This is a genomic window from Bradyrhizobium sp. SZCCHNGR1005 (assembly GCF_032489995.1).
Taxonomy (GTDB): Bacteria; Pseudomonadota; Alphaproteobacteria; order Rhizobiales; family Xanthobacteraceae; genus Bradyrhizobium.
In genome coordinates, this window is the sequence record NZ_JAUEZC010000002.1 from 109,257 (window position 1) to 125,412 (window position 16,156).

The window sequence follows — 16,156 nt, forward strand, 5'->3', positions numbered from 1 at the left end:
ACCCGACTCGTCTCGCCCCTTGGAGAGCTGCATTTGATCCGCGCATCGCTGCCGGAGCGAAAAGCTGATTTCAGCGGCATGCATCCAATGCAGAGACGGCTGTGTTCCCGACCTACTCGTACGCCTTGACGCCAGGCCGCACGCTGATCTTTGCGAGCTCCCGACGCTCGTCGTCTGTCAGCTGCCAATCCTCGCACTGGCTGCAAAGCTGCCAGAAAACATCGTGCAATCTGCTTCGGGCCACCTTGACGATCTCCGTATCGTCGAACTCGCAAGACTTCAGGAAAATTGGCAAGTCAAAGCTGGTCTGACCGCTTTCGAATCGGAACGTCAGGCGAATGTCCTCGCCGCGTTCATTCGGCGAAATCATCTCGATGCGTGCGATCTTTATCTTGAATACATTCATGCACATCACCTTGCTCTATCGAACTTGAAACGAGTTTCTCCGCAAGCAACGGCATTTGCCACCGTCCAGCACCGCCGGAAGAAGATCAAAGTCCGTCCCGCGATCAATACAATGCGCTTGGCAAGCTGAAACTTGCAGCGATCCAACGGATCGTGAGTGCGGAAGACCGGCGATGAGCCGCGTTCATAATCCGGCAACAGAGACGACAAACCGTTGACGAGCCCAGTTAGCCCTGATCCCTGATCTTCAAATGGATGCCGCGCATTTCCAGCCGTATCGATCTTTGGTCGCGCGTCGGTCAGTCCTTCCGGACTATTTCAGACTTGTCGATCAGAACGGCGCTCAGGAGGGAGCTATGGACCTCTCTATTGTAGCTGATGAACCCGAGCCGGCGGAACTTATTTTATGAAGGCGGCTTGAGGTCCGCACCGATACCGGACGGGTGTTCCCAGGCCGCGCTCATCTTCGACGTGAATGCCAAGCGACAATAGGCCGCAACAGGCGGACTTCACCGGCCTGAGCCCTGCGATACGAGAAACAACCTAATTAGAGAGCGAGCTGTTCAAATCTGCTCAGATTTGGTCCGCCACAGGCGTTAACAAGACCTATCACCGCCCGGCCCGCCGAGCATCCATCGGTGACTGAGAGACCCGCGCGCTCCCGCCCTCACCCTGTCAGGGGAGCCTCATGACCAACCTTCAAAACCAAGTCGAATTTTTCGAACTGCAAGGCAACGACGCAGAACTGCTCTGTCTGCTCACATCGGATCCGGCCTGCGCCTTGTGGCGCAACTCGACTGCGCGCACACGGAAATCGACCCATCGCCCGACGCGCGTCTGACAATGAGCCGTCCCGGGTGGATGGCGCGAGCTGGTGGTCAGGTATCGCACCACAGACCGATATCACAATCTCTCAATTGGACAGTCGTTCCTGTCAGACGTCCGTCGCCGAGGGCGAAACCTTGACTCCCATGCTGCTTGCGCGACGCTTCACCCTGAACCCCGTTCTGATCATCTTGTCGCTGGTGTTCTGGTTCTGGATGTGGGGGGTGCCTGGCGCGATCCTGGCCGTTCCAATGCTAGCCATCCTGAAGATCGTCAGCGATCGCGTGCGCCCGCTAAAAGCTTTGGGGCACGTCCTCGAAGGATAGTCGCAGTATCGCCTCTCGGCGAAGGATTTAGGAACGCGCAGCCAGCGCGGCATGCGAGTTACGGCTGCGATCCCAGGTCGTCTGGCTCTCATCTAATCCGAGGAGGGCCGCCGTTCCTTGTCCATTTGCCTGACGGCCTCGACGAGGCGGTCGGTTTGGTAGGGCTTGTGCAAGGTGAGACTGCCGGGCACCGGACGAGCCTCGACGGGCGAGAAGCCCGTCGCGTAGATCACCTGGAGCTCGGGATCATGCTCCCGACAGCGTTCGGCGATCTGCCATCCGTCGACGCCACCGGGCAGCCTGATGTCGGTGACCAGAACGTCCGCGATCTGCCTCTTGCACCACGCCAGCGCTTGTTCTCCGTTGGCAGCGTGAATTACCTCATACCCTTCTTCGCGCAGAGCTTCGACCACCAATTCGCGGACCAGCGGATCGTCCTCGACCACAAGTATTCGCACTGCCGGTTCCTCACCACTTTGATCTCTGATGCAAGTCAGCAACGGCCCGCCTGTGAGGAGGTTCCGCGGGGACGCTCGCCGAGCCTTCGAGAGTTGTCAGCTCAGAGACGCCGCAGATACACTTATGTCTTCGCAGTTGCCTCGAGCGGCGCTTCGAAGACTATCAGCGACGAGCAGAACGCCGAAGCATTCTCGTGACGCGCATCTCACGCCAGCCAGGGAAACGCCGGCAGCAACGCTTCTCGAACCAGTTCACTTAGATTCAGAGCTCGCCGCTTTCCGAGAAATCAGAGTATAGCCCCTCGACGATAGTCATGACTGGCGCGCACCGAGCGTAACGGGCTGACGCCGCTCCAAGACCATAGGATGTCTCCTCAGTTCGGAATCTCAGATTGACTTCCCGTGTCGATCTCTTCGTTGGGTAGACCCGCACCGGTGGTGGATTGATGGCAAGGACTCAGCCCTCGTCCCGTGAGTGGGACTCGCAGCCCGCACGCAAGCGCGATTGCTGCGCTTGAGCACCAAGCGGCGCCGCCCGGCGCGCAGCGAACCGAGGTCGTCAAAAAGGCGGACCTGCCTCCCTAGAACTGTCGACAATCCGGCGGTAATGTCCGCGAAGCGGGGCAAGCCCCGCAAGCGATCGGCTGGCTGAAGACGCAGTTCGCCGCTCGGTGCGAAACGCTTGGCAGCGGGCCGGAATCAATCGTTCGTTGAGAAGGAGGCTCGCGTGCCGAAGCCGACCAAGGACATGTTCGACCCTAAACAATTTCTCGCCAGGGTGGGCGCGGGCAAGGCGATTCTCACGTTTCGCAAGAACCAGCACGTGTTTCAGCAGGGCGACCCTGCGGACTCAATCTTTTACATTCAAAACGGCAAGATCAAGCTGACCGTCGTGTCGGAGCAGGGAAAGGAAGCAGTCGTCGCAATTTTGGAGCCTGGTCAGTTCTTTGGCGAGGGATGCATGAACGGTCATCCGTTGCGTATCGCGACGACAACAGCGATGGAAGATTGCGTCATCACGTCGATAACCAAAGAAGCGATGATGGCGGCTATTCGTGACGAGCCGAAATTTTCACAGCTATTCATGTCGTACCTCCTGACCCGGAACAGCCGGATCGAGGAGGACCTGATCGACCAGCTATTCAATTCGAGCGAACGGCGACTTGCTCGTCTGCTGTTGCTGCTCGCGAATTTCGGCAAGGAAGGCAGCCCGCAGCCGATCAGCGCGAGTATCAGTCAGGAAACATTGGCCGATATGATCGGAACCACGCGATCGCGGGTCAGCTATTTCATGAACAAGTTTCGAAGGCTGGGCCTCATCAGCTATAATGGGCACATTGAGGTCCACAACTCGTTGCTAAGTGCGGTGCTGCACGAGAAGCCTCTGCTCAGAGAGCGCGACTAGAGGACTTTCCCAAGAAACGGCCCCAGAGCGTGGGGGACGCACTGAGACCGTCATTTCCTCGGATGCTTTGGGGGGCGTTTGCATCCGGTCGCCCCTTACCAAGTTACGCCACCGACATTCGTTCCGGCAGAGGCTCAGCTCGCTTTCGTACAGCTAAATCGTTTCCCAAGTCTGGGAGCATTTCTCTTGAAGGCGCCCTCAGACTCAACTGTATGCTGCTTAGGAAGGGATCTCATCGGTCCACACTTTAAAGCTGACCAGGGTATTGGGTCCAAATGTCTGAGTAATAGGGACGTCAGCAGCGTCACGTCCTTGAGCAATCAGTATACGTCCAATCCGGGGGACGTTGTTACGCGGATCGAACGTGTACCAACGCCCGCCAATGTAGGCCTCGAACCATCCCGCGAAATCTCCTGGGGCATATGGGGGAGGCATGCCGATGTCGCCCAAATAGCCGGTGCAGTATCTGGCCGGAATGTTCATGCAGCGACAGAACGTGATGGCCAGATGCGCAAAGTCCCGGCAAACGCCCTTACCCTCGTTGAACACGTCCCGGGCCGTCTTGGTTGCGCGCGCGTGCTCATAGCCGAACTGAATGTGATTGTGGACGAAATCGCAGATCGCCTGAACGCGTGCCCATCCGGGCGGCTCCTTCTCAAAGAGCTTCCACGCGACATCGGACAGCTGGTCGGTTTCGCAATAGCGACTGCCAAGAAGATACACGATCGTCTCTGCCGGCAAGTCCTCAATCGCGTGCTGGGAAGCCGAGGGCACAATGACGTCCGGCAAGCCCGTGTCGCGAATGATACCATCAGCCGCCAGGCGCATTCGACCGGCCGGAGCAACGATGCGACTGCACCAGTTACCGAAGCCATCGCGGTATGGGATGATCGCAACTGAGGGGTCAGTGGTCAGATAATCGGGCACGATGACATCTGAAGCCCGCGTAAAATGGACGCCCAGGACCATGATCATGGGTGTGGGTTGCGGAAAGTCGTAGACCATCTCATAGCCGACCCGAATCTTCACTCGGCGTCCTCCAAAGTTGACTAGACCGCACTGACCTCGTTTATGTTTACGCTATACTTTGCGCCGCGCAAGCTTTGACGGTCGCCGGACGCCTGTGTTCCGGCCACTTCGTTGAGCAATAACTACAAAGGGACCGACACTGTTTTGACGCTCACCGCCTTCTGAACTATGGCGCCAGGTCAGATCCTGGTTCCGCACCGGCCTATTTCAGCAGTAGCCTGACGCTGGGCGGCCTGATCATGGTGGCGGGCGCGTTCACCCAGGTACAATTGGCGTTGCTATAGCTCGTCGATAATTTCTCACGGCTCGTCGACCGGCGGGCGGCAGTCCGCCCGGCGCAGCTCTCGCGAGGCGCTCGACAATCTCCCTGCGATCGAACAAGGCGCAGAAGAAATCAAACGCGCCCTACACCCGGACGGACATATCGTCATCGATGATGCGACGGTCAGCATCACCCCGGGCGAGCGCGTACTAATTGTCGGCGACACCGAAAAAGGGGGATCGACGCTGTTCCGCGACGCCTTTCCCGAAGCGAATGTTCGCCAGGCGCTCGAGCGCTGCGATCTCGGCAGCCTGATCGCCAAGCTCGATCTGGTGGAGCGCTGGGACAAGGAGCTTTCGCTCGGCGAGCAGGAGCGCCTCGCGTTTGCGCGCCTTCTGCTGCACAAGCCGGGATGGGTCTTTCTCGAGAAGCAACAGCCGCGCTCGACGAAGACAGCCAGCGCCGCGTCATGGCTCTGTTCGATGACGAGCTGAAGCAGACCACGGTGCTGAGCATTGGTCACCGGCCGGACCTTGCCGTCTATCACACCCGAACGCTTCAGCTCGTTCACGGACGCGACGGCGACCGCCTCAAGCTCAAGCCGCCCCCTGCGCCGCCTCCGCCTCGGCGCTGGCTGCAACGGCTGGACGACTGGCTGCTAACTATTCGATGATAATGCGGGGTGCCGTTTCGAACCATTTACATCCTTGATTTGAGTCAACTGGACTTTACTATCTTCGTTACAAGATTGAGTTCCTTCTTGAGAACCCACTTGAGATCCGCTGGCTAAGTAATCTTCGAGACAATGAGGTCGCGACCAAACTGCAAGGGGGAGATACCGAAATGTCGATTTGGACCATCGTTCTGATCATTCTGGTGATCGCGCTGCTGGGCGGCTTTAGCGGCATCGGTGGCGGTCCGTTTTACGGTACTGGCTACTACGGCGGTGGCGGTCTCGGCCTCGTGATCGTCATCCTGCTGATATTGGTCTTGCTTGGCAAACTTTGACCAGGCGGTGGCAGCCGGCAGATGATGAGCCGGCCTGAAATGCCGCTAATTCCACAAGACGCGAATTCCACAAGAATTGTGTTAGGGTTGCTTCCGCCACTTCTGTTCGTCAATGGCGGTGAAGTTCGTTGAACTGGATTGGTCAGACCCAGGCAAGTCGAAGCACACAATTCAAAGCACACAATTCAGGATTCCCGGAAAATGTCTCGCAATATGCTCTACCTGGTCATCGGCGGTCTCGCTGTCGTCGCCATGATCCTAGGCTATCAAGTCTACCGGGAGCGACAGAAAACCACCGGCGTCGAAATCAGCATTGGCGAGCGCGGCATTTCAATCGAGAAGAAGTAGCAGCTCTTTCCCACTGATACGGCGACAGTCGTCGCCGGAAGCTCGAAAGCACTAAGCTCGATCCACCGAAAGTTCCTATATCACCAAGACCCAGCAAAGGAATCAGACAATGTCGATCGGACTTATCCTCATCATTATCCTCATCATTTTCCTGCTTGGGGGCTTCAGCGGCCGATTTGGCGGCTACGGTTACGGCTACGGCCACGGCGGCATGGGTGTCATCGGGATCATCCTGGTTATCCTTGTCGTATTGCTGCTGCTGGGCCGGCTCTGATCCCGTCGCGGCCGACTGCGTCGACCAGACACGCCGTCCCAAAAGGTCCTATCACCAGCGTGCCGGATCCCCGACCCGGCACGCTGTCGTGGCCTTCCAGTTTGCAATTACTTCGTGTGAGGGCTCGGCGTAGAGCGCTGATTTGATTTTCTGAGCAGCCGCGAGCTGCGAGCACGGCATTCTCGCCGTGGCATCGCTAATCGGCCAAAAGGGAGCCGCTCGAAGAGATAGCCGTTCGATCAACTGGAGATCCGGATGCGCCATCCGAAGCCGACACCAGCCGCGGATGAAGAGGTGTTTGCGCCGGCGTCGGTCCTGCTGCAGCGGCTGTACGACGAGGCGCCGACAGATCACTTTACTTTGGGCTGGCTGATGGGCCGCCTGCACGAGCGCTCCTTCGGCCTCATCATGCTGCTGCTCGCTGTGGTCGCCATCACGCCGGGCGTCTCGATCGTAGCCGGCCTGCTACTTATGATTCCCGCGCTCCAGATGATCGCGGGCCAGGACATGCCGGTGTTCCCACGCCGCATCGCCGTCCGTCCGTTACCGACTCGGCACCTTGCCGCTCTGGTGCAGCGAGCTGTGCCCGTGCTGAGGTATCTCGAGAAACTCATCCATCCGCGCTGGCCGACTCCGTTCGATGCGACCAAGCGTGTCGTTGGCGCCGTTGTCGTGCTGCTGAACATCACCCTGGTCTTCACTCCGGTGCCTCTGAGCAACGTCGTGCCCGCCCTCGTCATCGCGCTGATCGCGCTGACCTATCTCGAAGAAGATGGGCTCCTGCTCTCGATAGCGCTGCTGGTCGGCGTCGTCGTGGTGGCGGTCGAGTTGGCGGCTGTCTGGGAGACCATCCTCGGTGCGAAATGGATCTTCGGCCTGTGGTAAATCACGGGGACGACCGGCTAAGGGGGCGGAGCTATGCCCTTCCCAATACCCAGCAACGGAAAGGTGCGTCCCGCAGCGGCGACCGGAGGCAGCAGAAGCGCGGCCCCGGGCAGGCTCCGAACCGAATAGCTTGATCCCAATCAACAATTCGGCCCCGTGGCAGCCTATGGTGGCAACAGCTCTAATCCGACGCCTGGAGCCGAAGCGAAATGAACACGCAGCGCGGCACTGGTGCTGCGGCCGAAAGCAGGGAAGCTCTGCCCTATGTACCGCTTCCATCGGCTGGACGCGCGGTCAGCGAGCCGGCCGTACAGCCGCGATTTGCGACGCGGCGCTGGGTTCTCGTCGGGGTCGTAACGCTGCTTCTCGCGACATCCTTGGGCATCTGGTGGTCGTTCAGCGGCAACGCTACGGTTGGTTACGAGACGGCGCCTGTCACCATCGGCAACGTTGCACGCGACATCAACGCCACGGGCTCGGTCAACCCGGAATTGACGATCATTGTCGGAACCTACGTATCCGGCGTCATCCAGGAATTGACCTGCGATTACAATACAGAGGTCAAGCGAGGACAGACCTGCGCCAAGATCGATCCACGCCCTTATCAGAGCGTCGTCGATCAAGCGAAGGCCAGTCTCGCCATTGCAAAAGCGCAGCTGGAAAAGGACAAGGCATCGCTCACCTATGCCAAGGCCAACGTCGGGCGCCTCGCCATTCTCGTCAAGACAAGGGCCGCGTCGGAGGACGCCTACGACAATGCGAGGAACGTGTACGATCAGGCTCTGGCGCAAATCACATTCGACGAAGCCACCATCCAGCAGCGCCAGGCCGTGCTCGACGCGGCACAGGTCAATCTCGACTACACCAACATCATCTCGCCAGTCGATGGCACGGTCGTTTCGCGCGCCGTCACCATGGGACAGACCGTCGCAGCAAGTTTCCAGACTCCCACCTTGTTCCTGATCGCGACCGACCTCACCAGGATGCAGGTGGACGCCAATGTCAGCGAAAGCGATATTGGCGGCATCAAGAACGGCGACAAGGCGACGTTCACCGTCGACGCATATCCCAAACGGTTGTTCGACGGAACCGTAACTCAGGTCCGCCAATCCCCGCAAACCGTGCAGAATGTCATCACGTACGATGTCGTCGTCAGCGTCAACAATCCTGATCTGGCGCTCAAGCCGGGCCTGACGGCGGCGACGCGGATCATCGTCGATCAGCGGAGCAACGTACTCCGTGTTCCGAACCAGGCATTACGCTATGTCCCGACCGGCACAGTCCTTGGCGACACGAAGCAAGCGCGCGTTTGGGTGCTCCGGGACGGATCGCCGGTGCCGGTGCCGGTTACGGTCGGGCTCGACGACGACGAGTTCACGGAGATCGTGCACGGCGACCTGAAAGTCGAAGACAGGGTGATTGTCGCGGACCAGCGGAATTCGGCGAAAGCGCGCTCCCGCGTGCCACCACCACGACTCTAGTTGCAACAGCCGCAACGATTGAAGGCACATGGCGGAGCCGGTCATCAGGATTGAAGGGGTGTCGCGGACATATCATGTCGGCGACATAGATGTTCGCGCGCTTTCGGGCGTAAGCCTGACTGTCGAACGCGGCGAGTTCATCGCCATCATGGGCGCGTCCGGATCGGGCAAGTCGACGCTGATGTCGATCCTTGGATGCCTCGACCGGCCTACGGGCGGTCATTACTGGTTCGACGGCATCGACGTCGCACAGCTTGCGGAACCGGATCTTGCCGGCCTTCGCAGCGAGCGGCTTGGGTTCGTATTCCAGAGCTTCAATCTCTTGCCACGCACCAGCGCCATCGACAATGTCGCCTTGCCGCTCTTGTATGCGATGTCGGGCCAGAGCCATGCGCGCGCACGCTTCGAGCGGGCTCGCGCAGTTCTGGACAAGCTTGGGCTGCGCGATCGGGAACGCAACACGCCAGGCCAGCTGTCAGGCGGCCAGCAGCAGCGGGTTGCAATCGCCCGGGCCCTCATCAATCAGCCGAGCCTGCTGCTGGCGGACGAGCCGACCGGCAATCTCGATACACGCAACTCCAACGAGATTATGCAGACGCTCAGCTCGCTCAACCGCGAACAGGGCGTCACCATCATCGTGGTGACCCACGAGCCTGATGTCGCGGCCTTTGCGGATCGCGTGCTGACCATGCGCGACGGCCAGATCATCTCGGATGTGAAGAAGACGGAGCTCGCCAAGGCACCCGAGCCGGCGGGAGAGGCCGCGGGCAAATTGGTCCAGTTCAGAGAACCGCCGATCTATGTTGGAATGTCGGGCGCGTCATGGCCCTTTGCCTGGATGGTGATGACGGCGGCCGCCGAGGCGATCTGGCGCAACAAAATGCGTTCAGCGCTGACGATGCTCGGGGTCTTCATCGGCGTCGCCGCATTGATCGTCATGGTGTCGGTCGGCCAGGGAGCGAACGAGGCGGTCCGAAAAGAGATCGCAAGGCTCGGGACCAACCTCGTGGTTATCCTGCCGGGCGCCGCCACGAGCGGGGGTGCTCGGGGCGGCTCCGGAAGCGCTTCGACACTTACCGTTGCCGACGTGCGAGCAATCCGACAGGAAGCGCCTGCTGCCGGGGCTGTAAGCTATCTCATCCGCCAGTCGGGGCTGATCCGCTTTGCGAACCAGAACTGGACCACCGGCATCCAGGGCGTGAGCCCCAATTATCCTCCGATGACGAACTGGCAGATCGCCGCAGGGCGGGCAATCACTCCGGAGGATGAGCGAAGCTCGGCGCTGGTTGCGGTCCTCGGCGAGACCGTGCGCCGGCAACTCTTCGGCACCTTTCAGAACCCGATTGGCGCCATGGTGCAGGTGAAAGGTGTGTCGTTGCGGGTGGTCGGAATTCTCGACTCCAAGGGACAGACATCCTTTGGACAGGACCAGGACGATCTAATCATGGTTCCGTTCACGACGGCCGAGCGCAAGATTATCGGCGTTGCGTCGCCAAGCCAGCAGCAAACCGCGATCAACTGGATTTATCCGACGCCGCCGAATCCGTACGGGCTTCAACCGCGCATGACCGGGTTCGTAAATCAGATTTACGTGCAGGCGTTGGATCCGACCGGCGTCAAGGCGGCGATCGACCAGGCCACTGAAATCCTGGCGCGGCGTCACCACATCAGGCCAGGCACCATCAACGATTTTTCCGTGAGAAACCTCAGTCAGATCGCAGAGACCGCCGAAGGCAGCAGCCGCATCATGGCGCTGCTCCTGGCCGCGGTGGCGTCCATCTCGCTTGTGGTCGGCGGCATCGGCATCATGAATATCCTGCTGGTCTCGGTGACGGAACGAACGCGGGAGATCGGACTACGGATGGCGATTGGCGCCCGAAGATTGCACGTCCTGCTGCAGTTCCTTGCCGAGGCGATCTTCATCAGCGTCAGCGGCGGCATCGTGGGAATTGTCATCGGCGCGGCGTTGTCCGTCGCCATCTCCGCCCTCACGGGCTGGCCGGCGCCGATATCTCTGGCCGCGATTGCCGGCGGGTTCCTGTTCTCGGCAGCCGTTGGCATATTCTTCGGCTACTACCCCGCGCGAAAGGCCGCTCGGCTCGATCCTATCGAAGCGCTGCGCTACGAGTAGGCCGCTCAACTTTGACGCAACCTTCGTAAGACGGGATCCGCTTGAGCCGCTTACCCGCGCGGAAACGACGAGAGTTCATCACGCGTCCCAGCGTTCGCCTTTTTTGCCGGCTCCTGCAAAAAAGACCCGGCATTTCTGCGGGCCTTCTTGTTGAGCGTTAAACGGGTTGGACTTAAAAATCCATACCACCCATGCCGCCGCCTTGAGGCATCGCGGCTCCACCGGCGTTCTTCTTCGGCAGCTCGGCGACCATCGCTTCGGTCGTGATCAGCAGAGCCGCAACAGAAGCCGCGTTCTGAATCGCCACACGAACGACCTTGGTCGGGTCGATGATGCCCTTGGTGACGAGGTTGCCGTACTCGCCGGACTGGGAATCAAAGCCGTAGCCGTACTGGTCCTTCTCCAGGACCTTGCCGACGATGACGGAGCCATCCTCGCCCGCGTTGATCGCGATCTGGCGCGCCGGATAGGATAGCGCCTTGCGCACGATCTCGACGCCGGTCTTCTGGTCATCGTTCTTGGTGCGAAGTCCCTTGAGATGCTCGGAAGCACGCAGCAGGGCGACGCCGCCGCCCGGCAGGATGCCTTCCTCAACGGCCGCGCGGGTTGCATGCATCGCGTCGTCAACGCGATCCTTGCGCTCCTTCACCTCGACCTCGGTCGCGCCGCCGACGCGGATCACCGCGACGCCGCCCGCGAGCTTGGCCAGACGCTCCTGCAACTTCTCACGGTCGTAGTCCGAGGTGGTCTCCTCGATCTGCGCCTTGATCTGCTGAACGCGCGCCTCGATGTCGGCCTTCTTGCCGCCGCCGCTGACGATGGTGGTGTTCTCCTTGTCGATCATCACCTTCTTGGCGCGGCCAAGCATGTTCAGCGTCACGTTTTCGAGCTTGATGCCGAGATCTTCCGAGATCGCCTGGCCGCCGGTCAGGATCGCGATGTCCTGCAGCATGGCCTTGCGGCGATCGCCGAAGCCCGGAGCCTTGACGGCCGCGACCTTCAGACCGCCGCGTAGGCGGTTGACGACCAGGGTGGCCAGCGCCTCGCCCTCGACGTCCTCGGCGACGATCACGAGCGGCTTGCCGCTCTGGACCACGGCCTCGAGCAGCGGCAGCAGTTCGTTCAGCGACGACAGCTTCTTCTCGTTGATCAGGATGTAGGCATCGTCCATCTCGACGCGCATCTTGTCGGCGTTGGTGACGAAGTAGGGCGAGATGTAGCCGCGGTCGAACTGCATCCCTTCGACGATCTCGAGTTCGGTCTCGAGCGATTTGGCTTCCTCGACGGTGATGACACCCTCGTTGCCGACCTTCTTCATGGCGTCGGCGAGGAACTTACCGATCTCAGCGTCGCCATTGGCCGAGATGGTGCCGACCTGGGCGATCTCCTCATTCGAGGTGACCTTCTTGGAGTTCTTCACGAGATCGGCCACCACGGCTTCCACCGCGAGGTCGATGCCTCGCTTCAGGTCCATCGGGTTCATGCCGGCGGCAACCGCCTTGGCGCCCTCGCGCACGATCGCAGCGGCGAGCACGGTCGCCGTGGTGGTGCCGTCGCCGGCTGCATCCGCCGACTTGGAGGCAACTTCCCGCACCATCTGGGCGCCCATGTTCTCGAACTTGTCGTCGAGCTCGATCTCCTTGGCGACGGTGACGCCGTCCTTGGTGATGCGGGGAGCGCCGAACGACTTGTCGAGGACGACGTTGCGGCCCTTCGGACCGAGCGTGACTTTGACCGCATTGTTGAGAATTTCGACACCGCGCAACAGCCTGTCGCGCGCATCGACGCCGAACTTGACTTCCTTGGCCGACATAATGATCTCCGTTTTCAACCGTAAAATCCGAAAGACCGCGCGACTTAGCCAGCTCCCTAGGCACGTGATTTCAACTTGCGCGCCTTATCCTTCTTCGAGATGCCGGCTGCTTAGGATAAGGAAAACAGGCAGACCGGCGCTTAGGCGACCTTCTTCTTGGCGACGGGCAGCTCAGCGGAGCTTGTCGAGATCGAGTGGTCACTCACGAGCTGCGTCAATGCGCTGAGCGTCAGCCAAATCGGCCGGGCTGATCGAAATCATCTCCATCGTTGAAGTTCGCGGCGGCGCCGCCGGCACCATGATCATAGTGGCAACCCGGCGAAACGACGCGAACGACAATCCTTCGATCATCTCCTCATCGGTGATGATCTCGTAGGTACCCGGAGGCAGGAGGCGGTCGATTCCCTTGATCCGAAAGGGATGTTTGAAGGTTACTACTTCGCGTCGGGAGCGCATGGTCATGACCGGCTATCCTTCAGAAACAGCCTTGCATCGGCGCTATCGTGAAGCAATCCGTTTACCGTGCTCTTTGTGCCCAGCTTGGCTATCCCTTTATCAGGAGATGGCTGCGAAGTCACCAAATTCAGGGCAATCGCGGATTTGTTGTCGATGCCGGCGCACGAGATGCTTGCTAGCGCCAAATGGAGAAATGCGAACTGGCGATCGGCGAGCGCCGCGACTGTGGAAGACGAAATGTTATCTCGCAAATCTACCAGTAGAGATAGACCTGTGGCGGTTGGCTGCAACCGTCAAGGCGAGATGGATCTGCGGGCAAGCACGTCTCCAGTTGAAAGAGAAATTGGGTCTCGATCCCTTCAAGGGACTGTCCTGGCACGGGACTGTCCTGGCACGGTCTTCGCCGTCACGCTGTTATGACGATCATTGCTTGCACCTTCTTGCAGCACTGCCGTGTTGCCAAGACGGGGCGGAAAAGCGCATCGACAGCCCCCCCTCGAGCCGCAGCCTGCCGGTGCGGCCCGCCGCCATCGCGCGCTCATTCTTCGGCTATCAGGTTCGCGATACCCATACTGCAGAAGACGGGTCAGCAAAAAGCAACGGCGTGAACAACTCTGCCAAGCTCGTGTTAGCGCGAGGCACCTTTATGATCGTGCAGGAAACGGGCGATCTGCGTCTTCAACACGGCGGCATCACGCGATTTGCCTGAGGCCGCGTGCTCAAAAAGTCTGCGCTGGACATCAGTAGGCAGATCATTCCATTCGCTGACAAGGGCAGTACCCAGACATTCCAGGACTCTGCGCTCCACGTCCCGCAACTCGCCGGCTTCATAGGGTAACGGCCACGCCACCTCCTGCGCTCCGCCTTCCTCGTCCCAACGGTCGAGCGCGGTTGCCATTGCTTCCCCTGACGTTGGCCTTCGACCTTTTTTGACCATTCTATATAATCGCACATATCGGTATTAAGCGCCATACGCTCGATCGCGGGTCGATCCGAGGCCCGATCGTTCCAGTACGAGAATGCCGCGGCCGCGGAACTCGGTAGTTCGCCGGTCGGCTATTGCAACGCGGCGTAAAGGCTCAAGGCTCATAATGGATGTAATCGTTACACCTGCAAAAGGAGACACGGTTTGGCAGCTGACGGACCTGCTCGGCCGCTCGATGGGCCGCATCACGACAAGCGCTCCCGGTCAGTTCATGATCCATCCGGAGGGCCACGCTTTGGAAACTATGGCCGGCATACAGCAAGGGCCGCACGCCTCGCTCGATGCCGCACTGGCTGAGATCGAAAGGCACACCCGGGGCCCCTGCCGTCGAAATCCTGGTGAAGAAGATCCGTCTTAGACGGCGCCTAACAATCCAGCTTGGTCGGCAGAGTATCCTATACTTACTGCGAGAAGATCTATATGTCTTACAGGTAACGCCTTGATCTTGCCGCTCAATATCCATGCGTTCCGTCCGACCTCAAGCACCCGGATTGCCTGATGACGGGCCCTTCGGTTCCAATAGAGGGACGTGCGGATATTCGCGTGAGGACCGAGGCGAATATGGGCTCCGGCGGATGTCACCGCTCGATCATTTGCGTTGCCGTGTTCGCCGAGATCCTTTGGCGACGGCTCGGCTCGACGCAACCATGACAGTGCGGAGGGAACCGGCTTGAGCCGCTTGGTCATCGTCTCCAACCGTGTCGCCTTGCCGGGAGAAGGTGCGCAGCGCAGCGGCGGGCTCGTGACCGGCCTCGTCGACGCTCTGCATCAGGCTGGAGGCTTATGGTTTGGGTGGAGTGGCAAGCTAGGAGAAACAACGAAAGAGCCGAACGTTTTTGAGACCGAGGGGGTGACGTACGCCACCGTCGATCTTACCCGCGCGGACCATGACGGCTACTACAGCGGCTTCTCCAACGCGGCGCTGTGGCCCTTATTCCACTATCGGCTTGACCTCATGAACTTTACCCGCCGGGACTTGGCCGCCTATCGGCGGGTGAATGCCCTGCTCGCCGATATCCTCGCACCCTTGCTCAGGCCGAGTGACCTCATCTGGGTTCATGACTACCACCTGATCCCCATGGCCGAGGAGCTTCGCCGCGCCGGGGCCACACAGCGGATCGGGTTTTTCTTGCATACGCCGTTTCCGTCCTTGGGCGTGTTGGCGGCCCTTCCCCACTATGGCGACCTGCTGAAATCACTGTGCGCTTACGATCTCGTCGGCTTCCAGACGGTGGAGGATTTGACCGCCTTCCATGACGCCATTGTTCGCTGCGCAGGAGGCAAGGTTTCGTCCGATGGCCGCGTTCAGGCTTTCGATCGCGTTCTCCGCGCCGGCGCGTTCCCGATTGGCATCGATACCGAAGCCATCGCCGAAATGGCCAGCCGCGCTGCGAAATCCCGCACGGCACACCGGCTGCAGGAGAGTCTCCGGGGACGCCAGCTCATCATCGGGGTGGACCGGCTCGACTACAGTAAGGGACTGGAACACCGGTTCAAAGCATTCGCCGGGTTTCTCGACGCCTATCCCGAGTACCGCAACCACGTCCGATTCCTGCAGATCGCCACCGCGACACGCAGCGACGTTCCTGAATACCGTGAGCTGCGGCAGAGGCTCGGTGCGCTGGCGGGCGACGTGGCCGGTCGCTTCGCGGAACTCGATTGGGCACCGATCCAGTATTTGAACAGGAGCTTTTCCCAGCGCTCGCTCGCTGGCTTCTTTCGGCTCAGCCGCGTTGGTCTTGTCACTCCATTGCGCGACGGAATGAACCTGGTTGCCAAGGAGTACGTCGCTGCACAGGACCCTGACGACCCCGGCGTGCTCATTCTCTCGCCCTTCGCGGGCGCCGCCTATGAACTCGACACTGCCGTGATCGCCAACCCGTACGACCCCGACGCCGTCGCCGAAGCATTGCAGACAGCGCTGGGGATGCCACTTGAGGAGCGGCGTGAGCGTTGGGGAGCCATGATGGCGGTACTGCGCCGCAATAGCATTACGGCGTGGCGCGAGAGTTTCCTGGGGGCACTCGGCCGCTAACTCCGATGCCATTCGACAGGAAAGGGGCAT

Annotated in this window: 15 protein-coding genes and 2 pseudogenes; 11 read left to right on the top strand and 6 right to left on the bottom strand. The window is 60.1% G+C overall.

Annotated features, from left to right (window positions below):
• Positions 1-112: 112 nt before the first annotated feature.
• Together QXZ85_RS06690 and QXZ85_RS06695 are read right to left on the bottom strand one after the other, a co-directional pair.
• Positions 113-406 carry a hypothetical protein gene (locus QXZ85_RS06690; protein ID WP_315769380.1) on the bottom strand — a complete coding sequence of 98 codons (294 nt, stop codon included), beginning with the start codon at positions 404-406 and terminating at the stop codon, positions 113-115.
• Positions 407-704: 298 nt separating this feature from the next.
• Positions 705-809, bottom strand: a pseudogene (locus tag QXZ85_RS06695) (Crp/Fnr family transcriptional regulator); the annotation flags it as partial.
• A gap of 540 nt (positions 810-1,349) precedes the next feature.
• Between QXZ85_RS06695 and QXZ85_RS06700 the strand changes: the two are divergent.
• A pseudogene (locus tag QXZ85_RS06700) lies at positions 1,350-1,556 on the top strand (AI-2E family transporter); the annotation flags it as partial.
• A 92-nt stretch (positions 1,557-1,648) separates the two neighbouring features.
• Here QXZ85_RS06700 and QXZ85_RS06705 read toward each other — a convergent pair.
• Positions 1,649-2,014, bottom strand: a complete 366-nt coding sequence (locus QXZ85_RS06705; protein ID WP_315702628.1) for a response regulator — start codon at positions 2,012-2,014, stop codon at positions 1,649-1,651.
• Between the two features lie 727 nt (positions 2,015-2,741).
• Between QXZ85_RS06705 and QXZ85_RS06710 the strand changes: the two genes are divergently transcribed.
• Complete coding sequence (locus QXZ85_RS06710) at positions 2,742-3,419, top strand: Crp/Fnr family transcriptional regulator (protein ID WP_315769382.1); 678 nt, start codon at positions 2,742-2,744, stop codon at positions 3,417-3,419.
• Positions 3,420-3,638: 219 nt separating this feature from the next.
• Here the strand turns inward: QXZ85_RS06710 and QXZ85_RS06715 are convergent, their stop codons facing one another.
• Entirely contained in the window at positions 3,639-4,448 is an 810-nt protein-coding gene (locus tag QXZ85_RS06715) for a transglutaminase family protein (protein WP_315744171.1), read from the bottom strand.
• Positions 4,449-5,122: 674 nt separating this feature from the next.
• Between QXZ85_RS06715 and QXZ85_RS06720 the strand changes: the two genes are divergently transcribed.
• The 7 genes from QXZ85_RS06720 to QXZ85_RS06750 all read left to right on the top strand — a co-directional run bounded on the left by QXZ85_RS06720 (position 5,123) and on the right by QXZ85_RS06750 (position 10,837).
• Positions 5,123-5,383 carry a hypothetical protein gene (locus QXZ85_RS06720; RefSeq protein ID WP_315769383.1) on the top strand — a complete coding sequence of 87 codons (261 nt, stop codon included), beginning with the start codon at positions 5,123-5,125 and terminating at the stop codon, positions 5,381-5,383.
• 170 nt (positions 5,384-5,553) lie between these two features.
• A complete protein-coding gene (locus tag QXZ85_RS06725; protein ID WP_315702624.1) occupies positions 5,554-5,718 on the top strand; it encodes a DUF3309 family protein in 165 nt (54 codons plus the stop codon).
• Between the two features lie 201 nt (positions 5,719-5,919).
• On the top strand, positions 5,920-6,066 hold the full coding sequence (locus QXZ85_RS06730; protein ID WP_316173805.1) for a hypothetical protein: 147 nt from the start codon (positions 5,920-5,922) through the stop codon (positions 6,064-6,066).
• Positions 6,067-6,175: 109 nt separating this feature from the next.
• Positions 6,176-6,340: a DUF3309 family protein gene (locus tag QXZ85_RS06735; RefSeq protein WP_315702622.1), complete on the top strand. Its 165-nt coding sequence runs from the start codon at positions 6,176-6,178 to the stop codon at positions 6,338-6,340.
• Between the two features lie 255 nt (positions 6,341-6,595).
• The gene (locus QXZ85_RS06740) at positions 6,596-7,225 is read left to right on the top strand and encodes an exopolysaccharide biosynthesis protein (RefSeq protein WP_316173807.1); all 630 of its coding nucleotides are present in this window, start codon (positions 6,596-6,598) and stop codon (positions 7,223-7,225) included.
• Positions 7,226-7,434: 209 nt separating this feature from the next.
• Positions 7,435-8,706 carry an efflux RND transporter periplasmic adaptor subunit gene (locus QXZ85_RS06745; protein WP_316173809.1) on the top strand — a complete coding sequence of 424 codons (1,272 nt, stop codon included), beginning with the start codon at positions 7,435-7,437 and terminating at the stop codon, positions 8,704-8,706.
• 58 nt (positions 8,707-8,764) lie between these two features.
• Positions 8,765-10,837 carry an ABC transporter permease gene (locus tag QXZ85_RS06750; protein WP_315702620.1) on the top strand — a complete coding sequence of 691 codons (2,073 nt, stop codon included), beginning with the start codon at positions 8,765-8,767 and terminating at the stop codon, positions 10,835-10,837.
• 172 nt (positions 10,838-11,009) lie between these two features.
• Here the strand turns inward: QXZ85_RS06750 and groL are convergent, their stop codons facing one another.
• Both groL and QXZ85_RS06760 read right to left on the bottom strand, forming a co-directional pair.
• Positions 11,010-12,650, bottom strand: coding sequence for a chaperonin GroEL (groL, locus tag QXZ85_RS06755; RefSeq protein WP_315702619.1), 1,641 nt, complete (start codon positions 12,648-12,650; stop codon positions 11,010-11,012).
• 198 nt (positions 12,651-12,848) lie between these two features.
• Positions 12,849-13,112 (bottom strand): hypothetical protein, encoded by a 264-nt coding sequence (locus tag QXZ85_RS06760; RefSeq protein ID WP_315702618.1) that lies wholly within the window; start codon positions 13,110-13,112, stop codon positions 12,849-12,851.
• 274 nt (positions 13,113-13,386) lie between these two features.
• Between QXZ85_RS06760 and QXZ85_RS33730 the strand changes: the two genes are divergently transcribed.
• Together QXZ85_RS33730 and otsA are read left to right on the top strand one after the other, a co-directional pair.
• Positions 13,387-13,815: a hypothetical protein gene (locus tag QXZ85_RS33730; protein WP_409998246.1), complete on the top strand. Its 429-nt coding sequence runs from the start codon at positions 13,387-13,389 to the stop codon at positions 13,813-13,815.
• A 946-nt stretch (positions 13,816-14,761) separates the two neighbouring features.
• The gene (gene otsA / locus QXZ85_RS06775; RefSeq protein ID WP_315762470.1) at positions 14,762-16,126 is read left to right on the top strand and encodes an alpha,alpha-trehalose-phosphate synthase (UDP-forming); all 1,365 of its coding nucleotides are present in this window, start codon (positions 14,762-14,764) and stop codon (positions 16,124-16,126) included.
• Positions 16,127-16,156: the final 30 nt, after the last annotated feature.